Source organism: Micromonospora sp. NPDC005237, assembly GCF_040607775.1.
Lineage (GTDB): Bacteria > Actinomycetota > Actinomycetes > Mycobacteriales > Micromonosporaceae > Micromonospora.
Map to the genome: position 1 here is coordinate 912424 of NZ_JBEXHJ010000001.1, position 12969 is coordinate 925392.

The 12969-nt window shown below is 71.1% G+C and carries 12 protein-coding genes; 5 read left to right on the forward strand and 7 right to left on the reverse strand.

Annotated features, from left to right (window positions below):
* Positions 1–3: 3 nt before the first annotated feature.
* From ABZT87_RS04340 to ABZT87_RS04350, 3 genes are all read right to left on the reverse strand, one after another.
* Positions 4–660, reverse strand: a complete 657-nt coding sequence (locus ABZT87_RS04340; RefSeq protein ID WP_234590776.1) for an amino acid ABC transporter permease — start codon at positions 658–660, stop codon at positions 4–6.
* An 80-nt stretch (positions 661–740) separates the two neighbouring features.
* Positions 741–1676: a glutamate ABC transporter substrate-binding protein gene (locus ABZT87_RS04345; RefSeq protein ID WP_355133535.1), complete on the reverse strand. Its 936-nt coding sequence runs from the start codon at positions 1674–1676 to the stop codon at positions 741–743.
* 57 nt (positions 1677–1733) lie between these two features.
* Positions 1734–2489 carry an amino acid ABC transporter ATP-binding protein gene (locus ABZT87_RS04350; RefSeq protein ID WP_355133536.1) on the reverse strand — a complete coding sequence of 252 codons (756 nt, stop codon included), beginning with the start codon at positions 2487–2489 and terminating at the stop codon, positions 1734–1736.
* A gap of 193 nt (positions 2490–2682) precedes the next feature.
* On the opposite strand from ABZT87_RS04350, the gene selD reads away from it, so the two are divergent.
* Entirely contained in the window at positions 2683–3672 is a 990-nt protein-coding gene (selD, locus tag ABZT87_RS04355; RefSeq protein WP_355064034.1) for a selenide, water dikinase SelD, read from the forward strand.
* 239 nt (positions 3673–3911) lie between these two features.
* Positions 3912–4391: a hypothetical protein gene (locus tag ABZT87_RS04360; RefSeq protein ID WP_354862858.1), complete on the forward strand. Its 480-nt coding sequence runs from the start codon at positions 3912–3914 to the stop codon at positions 4389–4391.
* A gap of 105 nt (positions 4392–4496) precedes the next feature.
* Here ABZT87_RS04360 and ABZT87_RS04365 read toward each other — a convergent pair whose 3' ends face one another.
* Complete coding sequence (locus tag ABZT87_RS04365; RefSeq protein WP_355133538.1) at positions 4497–4754, reverse strand: DUF2277 family protein; 258 nt, start codon at positions 4752–4754, stop codon at positions 4497–4499.
* A gap of 56 nt (positions 4755–4810) precedes the next feature.
* On the opposite strand from ABZT87_RS04365, the gene miaB reads away from it, so the two are divergent.
* Positions 4811–6310: a tRNA (N6-isopentenyl adenosine(37)-C2)-methylthiotransferase MiaB gene (gene miaB, locus ABZT87_RS04370; protein WP_355133540.1), complete on the forward strand. Its 1500-nt coding sequence runs from the start codon at positions 4811–4813 to the stop codon at positions 6308–6310.
* 46 nt (positions 6311–6356) lie between these two features.
* On the opposite strand, the gene ABZT87_RS04375 is transcribed toward miaB, so the two are convergent.
* From ABZT87_RS04375 to ABZT87_RS04385, 3 genes are all read right to left on the reverse strand, one after another.
* Positions 6357–7721, reverse strand: a complete 1365-nt coding sequence (locus tag ABZT87_RS04375) for a cellulose binding domain-containing protein (protein ID WP_355133542.1) — start codon at positions 7719–7721, stop codon at positions 6357–6359.
* 236 nt (positions 7722–7957) lie between these two features.
* Positions 7958–9571, reverse strand: coding sequence for a cellulase family glycosylhydrolase (locus tag ABZT87_RS04380; protein ID WP_355133543.1), 1614 nt, complete (start codon positions 9569–9571; stop codon positions 7958–7960).
* A gap of 341 nt (positions 9572–9912) precedes the next feature.
* Positions 9913–11121 (reverse strand): DUF349 domain-containing protein, encoded by a 1209-nt coding sequence (locus ABZT87_RS04385; protein ID WP_355133545.1) that lies wholly within the window; start codon positions 11119–11121, stop codon positions 9913–9915.
* A gap of 201 nt (positions 11122–11322) precedes the next feature.
* On the opposite strand from ABZT87_RS04385, the gene ABZT87_RS04390 reads away from it, so the two are divergent.
* Positions 11323–12039: a hypothetical protein gene (locus tag ABZT87_RS04390; RefSeq protein WP_355133547.1), complete on the forward strand. Its 717-nt coding sequence runs from the start codon at positions 11323–11325 to the stop codon at positions 12037–12039.
* Entirely contained in the window at positions 12036–12968 is a 933-nt protein-coding gene (gene miaA / locus ABZT87_RS04395) for a tRNA (adenosine(37)-N6)-dimethylallyltransferase MiaA (RefSeq protein WP_355133549.1), read from the forward strand. The genes ABZT87_RS04390 and miaA overlap by 4 nt, the downstream gene beginning before the upstream one ends.
* The last annotated feature ends 1 nt before the right edge of the window (position 12969 follow it).

Genomic DNA, 12969 nt, shown 5'->3' on the forward strand with positions numbered 1-12969 from the left:
GGCTCACCGGGCCACCCGCCACTTGCGTTCGAGGAACCGCTGCAAGGCCACCAGCGGCAGGATCAGGATCAGGAAGCCGATGGTGATCCAGAGCAGGACGGCGAACTGCGGCTCGCCCCGCTCGGCCATGTACGCCGGGATCGCTCCGGCTTCCAGCACCGAGAAACCGGCGGCGATGGTGGTGTTCTTCAGCATCGCGATGAACACGCTCATCATCGGCGGGACCATCGCCCGCAGCGCCTGCGGCAGCACGATGAGCGTGAGCACCTGACCGAAGGTCATGCCCAGCGCGCGGGCCGCCTCGGCCTGCCCCGCGGCGACCGTGTTGACGCCGGAGCGGATCACCTCGCAGACGAACGCCGAGGTGTAGACGGTCAGCGCGATGGCGGCGCTGGGAAAGTAGTCGATGTTGACGTCGAGCTTCGGCACCGCGAACACGAGGAACGCGAAGACCAGCGTCAGAGGGGTGTTGCGCACCAGGTTGACGTACGTGGCACCGAACGCCCGCAGGGCCGGCACGGGGGACACCCGCATCGCGCCGAGCAGCGTGCCGAGGACGAGGCTGCCGACCGCGGCGATCAGGAAAAGTTTGACGGTGTTGGTGAACCCGTCGACGAACAGTTGCCCGTTGTCCGTCAGTACGCGGAAGAACTCGCCCATGCCTCGCTCTCAGTCCCTCGGACGGGCGCCGGACGGGGACGAGCCCCGCCCGGCGCCGCAACTCGTGTCGAGCCGGACGATCAGTACCGCTCGACCTTCGGCGGGGTGCCCGCCGAGCCGGACAGGCCGAGCGTGCCGTCGTAGATCTTCTGCCAGGTGCCGTTGGTGAAGGCGGCCTCGATCTGGTCGTTGACGTAGTCGCGCAGCGCCTTGTCGTCCTTCGGCAGGCCGATGCCGTACTTCTCGGTGCTGAACGGCTGGCCGACCACCTTCAGCTCGTCCGGGTTCTGCGCCGCGTAGCCCTTGAGGATGGCGTCGTCGGTGGTGACGGCGTCGACCTTCTTGTCGAGCAGCTGCGAGACGCACTCCGAGTAGGTCTTGAACTCGACGATGTTGCTCGCCTCGGTCAGACCCTCGTCGCGGACCCTCTGGATCGGGGTCGAGCCGGTGGCCGAGCAGACCTTCTTGCCCTTGAGGGTGTCCTTGCCGGTGATCGACGTCTCGTCCTTGCGGACCAGCAGGTCCTGGCCAGCGACGAAGTACGGGCCGGCGAACGAGATGTCGTTCTTGCGCTTGTCGGTGATCGAGTAGGTGCCGACGTAGTAGTCGACCTCACCACCCTTGATCGCGGTCTCCCGGTTGGCCGACGCGATCTCCTTGTACTCGATCTTCGCCGGGTCGATGCCGAGCGTGCTGGCCACGTACTGGGCAATCTCGATGTCGAAGCCGCACCGCTTGCCCTGGGCGTCCTTGTAGCCGAGGTTCGGCTGGTCGAACTTGACGCCGATGGAGACCTTGCCCGCCGCCTTGATCTTCTCGAAGGTCGGGCTGCCGGCGACGGCCGCGTCCGTCTTCGGGGTGAAGGTCGCGCCGGAGCTCTTGCAGGTGTCGGACTGGGCGCCACCGGAGGCGTTTCCACCGGCGCTCGGCGTCGGCTCACCCTCCTTGCCGCAGGCCGCGGCGGACAGGGCGAGGGAGGCCATCATGGCGACCGCCGCCACGCGCTTCATACGCATACTCTTCTCCTTCTTCGACGGAGCCCGCCGTTGTACGGCACGCTCCACTACGGACGCCTAGTGCGTGAGGATCTTGGAGAGGAAGTCCTTGGCCCGCTCGCTGCGCGGGTTGGCGAAGAACTCCGCCGGGGAGGCGTCCTCGACGAGCTTGCCGTCGGCCATGAAGATGACCCGGTTGGCGGCGTGCCGGGCGAAGCCCATCTCGTGGGTGACCACGACCATCGTCATGCCGTCGCTGGCCAGCGAGGTCATCACGTCCAGCACCTCACCGACCATCTCCGGGTCCAGGGCGCTGGTCGGCTCGTCGAAGAGCATCGCCTTGGGCTGCATGGCCAGGGCGCGGGCGATCGCTGCCCGCTGCTGCTGACCGCCGGAGAGCTGGGCCGGGAACTTGTCCGCCTGGTTGGCGATGCCGACCCGGTCGAGCAGGGCCAGGCCGCGCTCGCGGGCGGCGGCCGGCTTCTCCTTGCGGACCTTGATCGGGCCGAGGGTGACGTTCTCCAGGATGGTCTTGTGGGCGAAGAGGTTGAAGGACTGGAAGACCATGCCCACCTCGCTGCGCAGCCTGGCGAGGGGCTTGCCCTCGGCCGGCAGCGGCTGGCCGTCGAAGGTGATGGTGCCGGAGTTGATCGGTTCCAGTCGGTTGATGGCGCGGCACAGCGTCGACTTGCCGGAGCCGGACGGGCCGATCACCACGACCACCTCGCCCCGACCCACCGACAGCGAGACGTCGTCCAGCACGTGCAGCGGCCCGAACCACTTGTTGACCGCGTCCAGCACGATGAGCGGTTCGCCCGTCGTCACGTCGTCCACCGTCCCTGTCGTCTCCCGGATCGGGGTCGGTTGACCCCCGGTTGGGCAACTGTAGGCGGCGTGATGTGGCGGAACGCAACTCAGTTGGTCACGGAGCGGTAACACCGGTCCCGATCGTTGTCGGGGGTCCGATTTTGGTCACCACCGGGCCGCAACGGTGGCGTCGAGACCGGCTTGTCGAGATCATGGGGGGATGACGGAACCGGTACGGCTGACCCGTTACGCGCGCGGCGGTGGCTGCGCCTGCAAGATTCCGCCGGGCGAGCTGGAGGTCATGGTGGCCGGTCTCGGCCCGGCCACCGGCACCGCCGAGCTGCTGGTCGGCCTGGACCACGGCGACGACGCCGCGGTGGTCCGCCTGGACGAGCGGACGGGCCTGGTCAGCACCGCGGACTTCTTCACCCCGGTCGTCGACGACGCGTACGACTGGGGGCGCATCGCCGCGGCCAACGCGTTGTCCGACGTGTATGCGATGGGTGGCATCCCGTTGGTGGCGCTCAACCTGCTCTGCTGGCCGCGCGACGTGCTGCCGCTCGAGTTGGCGCGCGAGGTGCTGCGCGGCGGTCAGGACGTGGCCCGGGAGGCGGGTTGTCACCTGGCCGGTGGGCACAGCGTGGACGACGACGGCCCGAAGTACGGCCTCGCGGTCACCGGCACCGTGCGCCCGGAGGAACTGATCACTCTGGACGCCGGCCGGGCCGGGGTGCCGCTGTCGCTGACCAAGCCGCTCGGGGTGGGCGTGCTCAACACCCGGCACAAGGCGACCGGTGAGAGCTTCCCGGAGGCGGTCGCCTCGATGAGCGCGCTCAACCGGGACGCTGCGCGGGCGGCGGTAGCCGCCGGTATCCGGTGCGGCACCGACGTGACCGGCTTCGGCCTGCTCGGGCACGCCTCGAAGCTGGCCCGTGCCAGCCGGCTCACGGTGGCCATCGACACCGCCCGGGTGCCGTACCTGGCCGGCGCGCGGGAGGCGCTGCGCGACGGGTACGTCAGCGGCGGCAGCCGTCGCAACCTGGAGTGGGTCACCCCCTGGACGGATTTCGGCGCGGCGGACGAGGGTGAGCGGTTGCTGCTGGCCGACGCGCAGACCTCCGGCGGTCTGCTGGTCGCCGGTGAGCTGCCGGGCGCGCCAGTGGTGGGCGAGCTGCTGCCCCGCGGGGAGCATCTGGTCGTCCTGCGCTGACGGACAGCGCGGCGAGGCCCGGACGCAGTGTCGGGACACGCGGTCCCGGTGGTGCGGATGGCGCACGATAGCCGATAAACTGTCACCTTCCCGCTACTCCGAGCAATGCCGCTCAGGGAAATTTTGCCCGGAATGGTCACAGACCGGTAACTTGCCCCCGGCTGGGGTCAAATGCCCCCCACCATCGTCAGTAAGGCCCGATCCGGAGGCCGGTGGGACGAACGCAGCGAGGAGGCGGAATGACCGAGCTGTGGAACTGGAGAATTGATCGGGTACGACCCGTGGAGGTCTACCCGGCGCTGGCCGAGGCGCTCGGTCGGGTGGTGATGCCGCTGGCAGTGGCGGACCCGGCCCGGCTGCCGGCGTACGCGGTGGTGTGTGACGTCTGGCAGGCGCCGGGCGAGTTCTCGACGGTGGTCGACTGCTACGGGGTGCCCGACCGGCTCTCCGAGCACGCCAGCATCGCCGCGCTGGCCCGGCTGCTGGGCCGCAACTGCCTGCTGCGCGACGACACGCTCGACGCTGGCCGGCACCTGCTCGTCGCACCGGACGGGACGGTCCGCCCGGTGCACTTCGACGTCCGGGACACCGACGACGGCGAGGTGCTCAGCCGAAAGCGGCTGTGCACGCTGGGTGACCCGGGCTGCCGGGGCTGGTCGCAGTGTCACCGCTCGCGCTGGGCTCCCGACACCGTCGCGCCGGTGCTCGCCGCGGCCTGACCCGGTGCCCAGCCGGCCGGGCCGAGCCGAGCCGAGCCGGGGCCGGTGCCCGTGCCGGTGCGCCGAAGAGGCCGGTGCGCCGAAGAGGCCGGTGCGCCGAAGAGGTCAGCCGCGCCCGGTGGCGGCGGTGGCCGGCCGGTCGGCGGCGCCCGACCCGCCACCCCGCACGACCAGCTGGTCGAGCAGGGTGCGGGTGGCCTCCGTCACGGCGGCCACCGCGGCCTCGAACGCGGCGGCGTTGTGCGCGGCGGGCGCCCGGAAGCCCGAGATCTTCCGGACGTACTGCAACGCCGCCGCCTCGATGTCCGCGTCGGTCACCTGCGGGGTGAACGGCTCCCGCAACGTCTTGATGCTTCGGCACATGTCGGGTGCTCCTCGGTTCGGGGTGATCCGGCCGACCCGGATACGCTGTCCTGGTCATGACTACCGCAGCGACGGGCAGCCCGCGCACCTACCAGGTGCGCACCTATGGCTGCCAGATGAACGTGCACGACTCCGAGCGCATCTCCGGCCTGCTCGAACAGGCCGGCTACGTGCGCGCGCCCCAGGCCGACGACACCCCGGACATCGTCGTCTTCAACACCTGCGCGGTGCGGGAGAACGCGGACAACCGTCTCTACGGCAACCTCGGTCATCTGCGCCCCGTGAAGGACAAGCACCCGGGGATGCAGATCGCCGTCGGTGGTTGCCTGGCGCAGAAGGACCGCGGCGAGATCGTCCGCAGGGCGCCCTGGGTGGACGTGGTCTTCGGCACGCACAACATCGGTGCCCTGCCGGTGCTGCTGGAACGGGCCCGGCACAACGCCGCCGCCGAGGTGGAGATCCTGGAGTCGCTGGACGTCTTCCCGTCCACGCTGCCGACCCGCCGCGAGTCCACGTACGCCGGCTGGGTCTCGATCTCGGTGGGCTGCAACAACACCTGCACGTTCTGCATCGTGCCCGCTCTGCGCGGCAAGGAGAAGGACCGCCGTCCCGGCGACATCCTCTCCGAGGTGCGCGCCCTGGTCGACGAGGGCGTGCTGGAGGTGACCCTGCTCGGGCAGAACGTCAACTCCTACGGCGTCGAGTTCGGTGACCGGTACGCGTTCGGCAAGCTGCTGCGCGCCTGCGGCGAGATCGACGGGTTGGAGCGGGTCCGGTTCACGAGCCCACACCCGAAGGACTTCACCGACGACGTGATCGCCGCGATGGCCGAGACGCCGAACGTCTGCCACTCGCTGCACATGCCGTTGCAGTCCGGCTCCGACGACGTGCTGAAGGCGATGCGCCGCTCGTACCGCTCCGAGCGTTACCTGGGGATCATCGAGAAGGTCCGTGCGGCGATGCCGGACGCGGCGATCACCACCGACATCATCGTCGGCTTCCCCGGCGAGACGGAGGCCGACTTCCAGCGCACGCTGGACGTGGTGCGCGAGGCCCGGTTCTCCTCGGCCTTCACCTTCCAGTACTCCAAGCGCCCCGGCACTCCCGCCGCGACCATGGACGGCCAGTTGCCCAAGCAGGTCGTGCAGGAGCGCTACGAGCGGCTGGTCGCGGCCGTCGAGGAGATCTCCTGGGCGGAGAACAAGCGACTGGTGGGGGAGCCCGTCGAGGTGCTGGTCGCGGTCGGCGAGGGCCGCAAGGACGAGCGGACCGGGCGGCTCTCCGGCCGGGCCCGCGACGGCCGGCTCGTCCACTTCGACGCCGGCAGTTTCGCCGGGTCGATCCGGCCCGGCGACATCGTGCACACCACAGTCACGTACGCCGCGCCGCATCACCTCAACGCCGACGGAGCGCCGCTGTCGCACCGGCGCACGCGGGCCGGCGACGCCGCCGAGGCGGGGCGCTCCCCGCGTACCCCCGGGGTGTTGCTGGGCCTGCCCACGGTCGGTGCCCCGGCCGCGACGCCCGCCCCGACCACCGGCTGCGCCGCGCACTGACCCCGGCCGGGGCCCGCCAGCACGGCGGACCCCGACCGGCCCACGGTCAGACCGTGATCCGGCCGGCGCCGGCGCCGGCCGTCACGATGGACTTGACGGTGCTCGCCGTGTCCAGTTGGTACGAGTACGGGATGCTGGCGACGCTGCCGCCGGTCTGCCCGGCCGGCGAGTTGACGAAGTGGTTGTTGCGGGCCACCAGGCGGCCCGGCCCGGAGTCAGCCTCACCGAGGTGGTACGTGTCGGGGACGTTCTCGAAGTAGTTGCCCTCGACGAGCACGCCGGCGTTCTCGGTGGAGGCCACGCCGTAGCCGGTGTTGGCCCGGTAGTAGTTGTTGTAGACGTGCACCGGGTTGCCGAAGCGCACCCGCGGGTTGCGCTGCTTGCTGCCGTCGAACCAGTTGTGGTGGTACGTCACGCGCAGGTGGCCGGTGTCCTGCGCGCCGTTGTCGTCGCTGTGGCCGAGCAGCATGGTCTTGTCGTGGTTGAAGACCCGGTTCCACGACACCGTGACGAAGTCCGATCCGCGCTTGATGTCGACAGCGCCGTCGTACCCGTTGCTGAAGGTGTTGTGGTCGATCCAGATGTTGGTGGCCGACTCCTGCACGTTGATCGCGTCGTCGTTCCAGTCCCGGAAGGTCAGGTTCCGGATGATGACGTTGCGGTCACCGCTGACGTTGAGTCCGCAGCCGACGATCGTCGCGCCGGAGTTGCCGAGGATGGTCTTGTTCGACCGGACCCGCAGCATCCCCGAGCAGGAGATCGTTCCGGAGACGCGGATCACGGCGGAGCCCGTGGCGTTCAGGGCGCTGGTCAGCGCCGAGGCGTTGGAGACGGTGGTGGCCGGGGCGCCGCCACCGCCGGTGGTGCCGCCGTTCTGGGTGGCCCAGCCGACCAGGCCCGTCTGCGGCGGGACGCTCGGTGGAGGATCGCTGGGGATCGGCGGGGTGGTCGGCGTGCCCGGTGTGGTCGGCGTGGTCGGGGTGGTGGTGCCGCCGGTGCAGGCGACGTTGTTCAGGGTGAAGCTGGTCGGGGCCGGGTTGCTGGAGTTGTTCCAGCTCGCGTTGAAGCCGAACGAGGTGCTGCCGTTGGTGGCCAGGTTGCCGTTGTAGTCGACGTTGGTGGCGGAGACCTGCCCGCCGCTCTGTGTGACGGTGGCGCCCCACGCCTGGCTGACCTGCTGGCCGGCCCCGTACGACCAGCGCAGCGTCCACCCGGAGACCGGGTCGCCGAGGTTGGTGACCGTGACGTTGCCGGTGAACCCGCCCGGCCACTGGCTGGCGACCGAGTAGGCGACCTGGCAGCCGGCGGCCGCCTGGGCCGAGACGGCGGTCAGGAGCCCGCCGGTGACCAGGGCCGCGGTGGCGGCGGCGGTGGTGGCGAGCAGCGTCATCCGACGCTGTGATGTGCGCATGCTGCTTCCTCTCGATGAGGCGGACGGACCGTCGCGACGCCCATGCCCGTGGGCGGCGAGGTAGGCCGGGACCCATGGCTCCCGGGCCCGCCGGTGCAGTTCGGTGAAAGCGGCTCCCGCGCTCACGCCGGCCACTGCGGAGGCAAGCGCTTTCCCGATGAGAACATAGAAGCACCTGGATGTAAATGCCCGGGGTGGCCGGTGCCCACGACGTGGGCACCGGCCACCCCGGCGACTCAGCAGCCGGCGCCGTTGAGCTTCACGGTTGCCGGGGCGCTGGCCGTGCCGTTGGCGGTGAAGCCCACGGTGACCGAGGCCCCCGCCGCCAGGGACGGCGCGTGACTGGGCGCGGCGGCGGTGACCGTCGTGCCCGACTGGGTGACGGTGGCGTTCCAGCCACTGCCCAGCGTCACGCCGGACGGCCAACTCCAGGTCACCGACCACGGGTTGACCGCGGCCGTACCGGTGTTCTTCACGGTCAGCTCACCCTGGAAGCCGCCCTGCCAGGCGTTTACCTGCCGGTAGGTGGCCGTGCAGGCGCCCGGGGGCGGGGTCGTCGGCCCGCCGGTCGGTCCACTGGTCGGCCCGCCGGTCGGCCCGCCGGTGGGTCCGCCACCGGACGGCGCGATCAGGTACGGCTGGAGGATCGCCTGCTTGGTGGTGTTGATGTTCGTCCAGTCGTCCAGCGCGATGCCCCCGGTGTCACCCGAGTTGGGGTTCCACGACCAGTAGGTGAAGGACATCCCGGTCACCCCGGTGCCGGTGTACGCCATCAACTTCTCCAGCCACACCCGGTCCTTCGGGTCGGCGAGGGTGCTGCCGAACTCACCCATCATGATCGGGGCGATGTTCTGCTTGTAGAGGTAACCGAAGTACTTGTCCCAGATGGCCGGCATGTTCGCCGGGTAGTCGGGGGCGTCGAACCAGGTCTGCCGGTAGACCGACGTGGCGTACTCGTGCGGCGAGTAGACCAGCCGGTTGGCCACGTTCAGCCGTACCGGGAACTGGCCGGCCTTCGACAGGTTGCCGCCCCACCAGCCGCAGTCCTCGTCGTTGCTCGGGTCGTTGTCCCACACGTTGGAGAGGCCACCACTGGGGCAGCTCACCCCCTCCACGAAGATCAACCAGTTGGGCTGGACACCGAGGATGGCGTTGCCGGCCCGCTCGGCGGCGAGCCGCCAGTCCCGCGCGGTGTCGCCGCAGCCCCAGCACGCGCCGGTGGCCGCCGGGTTGGTCCCCTCGGCGTGCGGCTCGTTGTGCAGGTCCGCGCCGATCACGGTGGGATTGCCCGCGTACCGCTGGGCGAGCATCTTCCAGTCGTTGATCCAGGTCGCCTCGGAGACCGTCGACGTGTACCAGAGCGGCGATTGCCCGGCCGACGTCGGCCGGTGCCGGTCCAGGATGATCCGCATCCCCTTGCTGCCGGCGTAGTTGATCACCTTGTCCAGGATCTGCAACGGCGAGAGCCCGATCAGGTCCGGGTTGACGAAGTCGTTGATCCCGGTGGCGGTCGCGCCCGGCTTCAGCGCGTCGTTCGAGTACGGCACCCGCAACGTGTTGTAGCCCAGCCGGGCCATCGTGTCGAGCTGCCCCCGCCACGGATTGCTCGACCAGAGCCCGTGGAAAGTCTTGTTGTCGGTCTCCATGCCGAACCAGTTGATGCCGGTCAACCGGACAGTGGCGCCGGTGCTGTCCACGATCTGGCTGCCGTTCGTGTGCAGATAGCCGGTGCCGGTGCCGGTGCCCGCGGCGGAGGCCGGGGCGGTGCTGACGGCGGTGGCGATGAACACGCCGGCCGCGACGGTGGCGAGCGCGGTCAGCGCACCGCCGAGAGCTTTGGGACGGACCATTCGAGCTCCACTTCAAAGGCCCGGCGTCGGCCATGGGCCGCGCGGGCGAGCTGCCGTCGGCACGTCACGGCCCCTTGGGGGTACGCGGACAGTGCGCGACGGTCCATGTCACGCGGACGGGGACACTCGCGGAAGCTCACCGGCCGATCCTCGACAGCGGAGCCCCGCCGTCGTCGCCCTCGTCCCGGTGGCCCTACCTGGCTCCGTCGCCCATTCTCATCAGCCCGCCTCAATGCGTCAACTGCACGGCCCCGCGGCCCCGCCCGTGCCGTGCGGCGTTCCCGGACACGCGAGAGCCCCGGTCCCTCGCGGGGGACCGGGGGCTCTCGGACAGCGTCAGCTCAGCCGGCCTGCTCGGCGAGCTGGAGGAACTGCCGCTTGGAGGCGAGGGCCTGCTCGGCCTCGGAGATCCGGCGGGCGTCCCCGGCGCTCTGCGCCCGGGCCAGCCGCTCCTCGGCCTCCGCCACCTGGGCCCTCATCTGGGCGAGCAGCGGATTGTCCTCCTTGGTGGTGCGGCGCCACGCCGAGTCCATCACGTCGCGGACCTTGTCGTCGATGACCCGCAACCGGCGCTCCAGCCCGGCGGCCGCCTCGCGGGGCACCCGGCCGGCCTCGTGCCACTGGGCCTGGATCTCCCGCAGCTTGGCCTGGGCGCCCTTCGGGTCAGCGTCGATGTCCAGGGCCTCGGCCTCGGCCAGCAGCGCCTGCTTACGCTCCAGGTTGCCGCGCTGCTCGTTGTCCCGTGCGGAGAAGACCTCGCTGCGCCGGCTGAAGAAGGCGTCCTGCGCGGCCCGGAACCGTTCCCAGAGCTTCTGCTCGGCCTCCTTGGAGGCACGCGGGGCGGCCTTCCACTGCGTCATCAGCTCCTTGAGCTGGTTGGCCGTGGCCGCCCACTCGGTGGAATCCTTGATCTTCTCGGCCTCGGCGACCAGCTCTTCCTTGACGGTCTGCGCCTGCTTGCGCGTCGCGTCCAGCGAGGCGAAGTGGGCGCCCCGACGCCGGGTGAACCCGTCCCGTGCGGCGGCGAACCGCTTCCACAGCTCACCGTCGGCCTTCTTGTCGACCCCGCGAATGGTCTTCCACTCGTCGAGGATCTCCTTGAGCCGGTCACCGGCCGTCTTCCAGCCGGTGGACTCGGCGGCGAGCTTCTCGGCCTCCTCGACCAGCGCGGTCTTGCGGGCCAGGGCTTCGACGCGTGCGGCGTCCCGGGCGGCCCGGGCCTCCCCGGCCTTCTCCTCGGCAAGGGTCGCCAGCTTGTCCAGCCGAGCGGCCAGGGCGTCGATGTCGCCGACCACGTGGGCCTCGGGCAGCGTGGCGCGGATCCGCCGAATCGTGCTCAACGAGTGCCCGGCGTCCGCCGCGCCCGAGTTGAGCCGCGCTTCGGTCAGGTCCACCTCGGTGACCAGGTCGGCGAAGCGGCGTGCGAAGTGCGCGAGACCCTCCTCCGGTGCTCCCGCCTGCCAGGATCCGACCACCCGCTCGCCCTCGGAGGTCTTGACGTAAACGGTGCCGTCCGCGTCCACCCGTCCGAAGGCAGTCCAGTCGCTCATGTGCCCATCCTCGTTCTCCCGGCGTCGAGGGAGCCGTCCCCCGTCGCCGCCACGGCGCAGCCAAGTTACTTCCGGCATTGTCACAGGTCCGACCCGGTCCCCGTCGAGCGCCTATCGCCGACCGTGACCATACGGTGTCCTAGAGCCTGATTGACCGGATCGGCGCGGAGACGCACCGGGCATTCCCGCTACGGTGAACGGGTGCCACTGGTCGCCGCCGCTGTCTGCCCGCATCCGCCCCTGCTCGTGCCCGAGGTTGCCGGTGCCGCCGCCAGCGAACTGGACGACCTGCGGGCGGCCTGTGACCTCGCCGTACGCCGACTGCTGGCCGCCGATCCGGACGCGGTGGTGCTGCTCGGCGTCGGCCCGTCGACCGGCCCGATCCGGCCCCCGGCCACCGGTTCCCTGCAGCCCTGGGGCGTCGACCTGGACGTGCCCCTGATCCCCGGTCAGCCGGACCGGGGCGCGGTGCTGCCGTTGAGCCTGACGGTTGGCGCGTGGCTGCTGGCCCGGCACGCCGTGCGTCCCGCCGTGGCCGCCGTGCAGGTGACCGCCGACGCCGGGCCGGTGGAGGTGGCCGCGCTCGCCGAGCAGGTCGCCGCGGCGGGTGAGCGGGTGGCACTGCTGGTGCTCGGCGACGGGTCGGCCTGCCGGGGGGAGAAGGCCCCCGGGTACGACGACCAGCGCGCCCTGCCGTACGACAAGCGGGTCGCCGCGGCCCTGGCCGAGGCGGACCTGGACGCCCTGCGCGACCTGGACGCGGGTCTGTCGGGGCAGTTGAAGGTCGCCGGCCGGGCGTCGTGGCAGGTGCTCGCCGAGGCGGCCCGGTCGAGCGGCGGCGGGTGGCGCGGCGAGCTGCTGCACGACTCGGCCCCCTACGGCGTGGCCTACTTCGTGGCGTCCTGGGAGCGGGCGTGACCGGCGGCGCAGCGGTCCCGGTCGGCACGGTCGTGGCGGTGGTCGGCCCGACGGCGGCCGGCAAGTCGGCGTTGAGCATCGCGCTCGCGCACGCGCTGGACGGGGAGGTGGTCAACGCCGACTCGATGCAGCTCTACCGGGGCATGGACATCGGCACCGCCAAGTTGACCCCCGCCGAGCGGGAAGGGGTGCCGCACCACCTGCTCGACATCTGGGAGGTCACCGAGCCGGCCAGCGTCGCGGAGTACCAGCGGCTGGCCCGCGCGGCCGTGGACGACATCCTGTCCCGGGGACGGGTGCCGCTGCTGGTGGGTGGCTCGGGGCTGTACGTGCGGGCGGTGCTGGAGCGCTTCGAGTTCCCCGGCACCGACGCGGCGCTGCGCGAGCGGCTGGAACGGGAGTTGGCCGAGGTCGGCCCGGCTCCGCTGTACGCGCGGCTGCGCGCCGCCGACCCGGTGGCCGCCGAGGGCATCCTGCCCGGCAACGGCCGGCGGATCGTGCGGGCCCTGGAGGTGATCGAGCTGACCGGCGCGCCGTTCGCCGCGTCACTGCCGCAGCCGACCCCGTACTACCCGTCGGTGCAGCTCGGCGTCGACCTGGACACCGGGCTGCTGGACGAGCGGATCGCGCTGCGGGTGGACCGGATGTGGGCCGACGGTCTGGTGCCCGAGACCCGCGAGCTGGTGGGTCGAGGGCTGGCCGAGGGACGAACGGCCAGCCGGGCGCTCGGCTACCAGCAGGTGCTGCGCCTGCTCGACGGTGAGCTGACCGAGACGCAGGCGCACGACGAGACCGTCCGGGCCACCCGGCGCTTCGTCCGGCGGCAGCGGTCCTGGTTCCGGCGCGACCCGCGGATCCAGTGGCTGGACTCGGCGACGCCGGACCTGATCGGGGCCGCGCTGCGTCTGGTGCCGGCCGCTGCGCGATGAT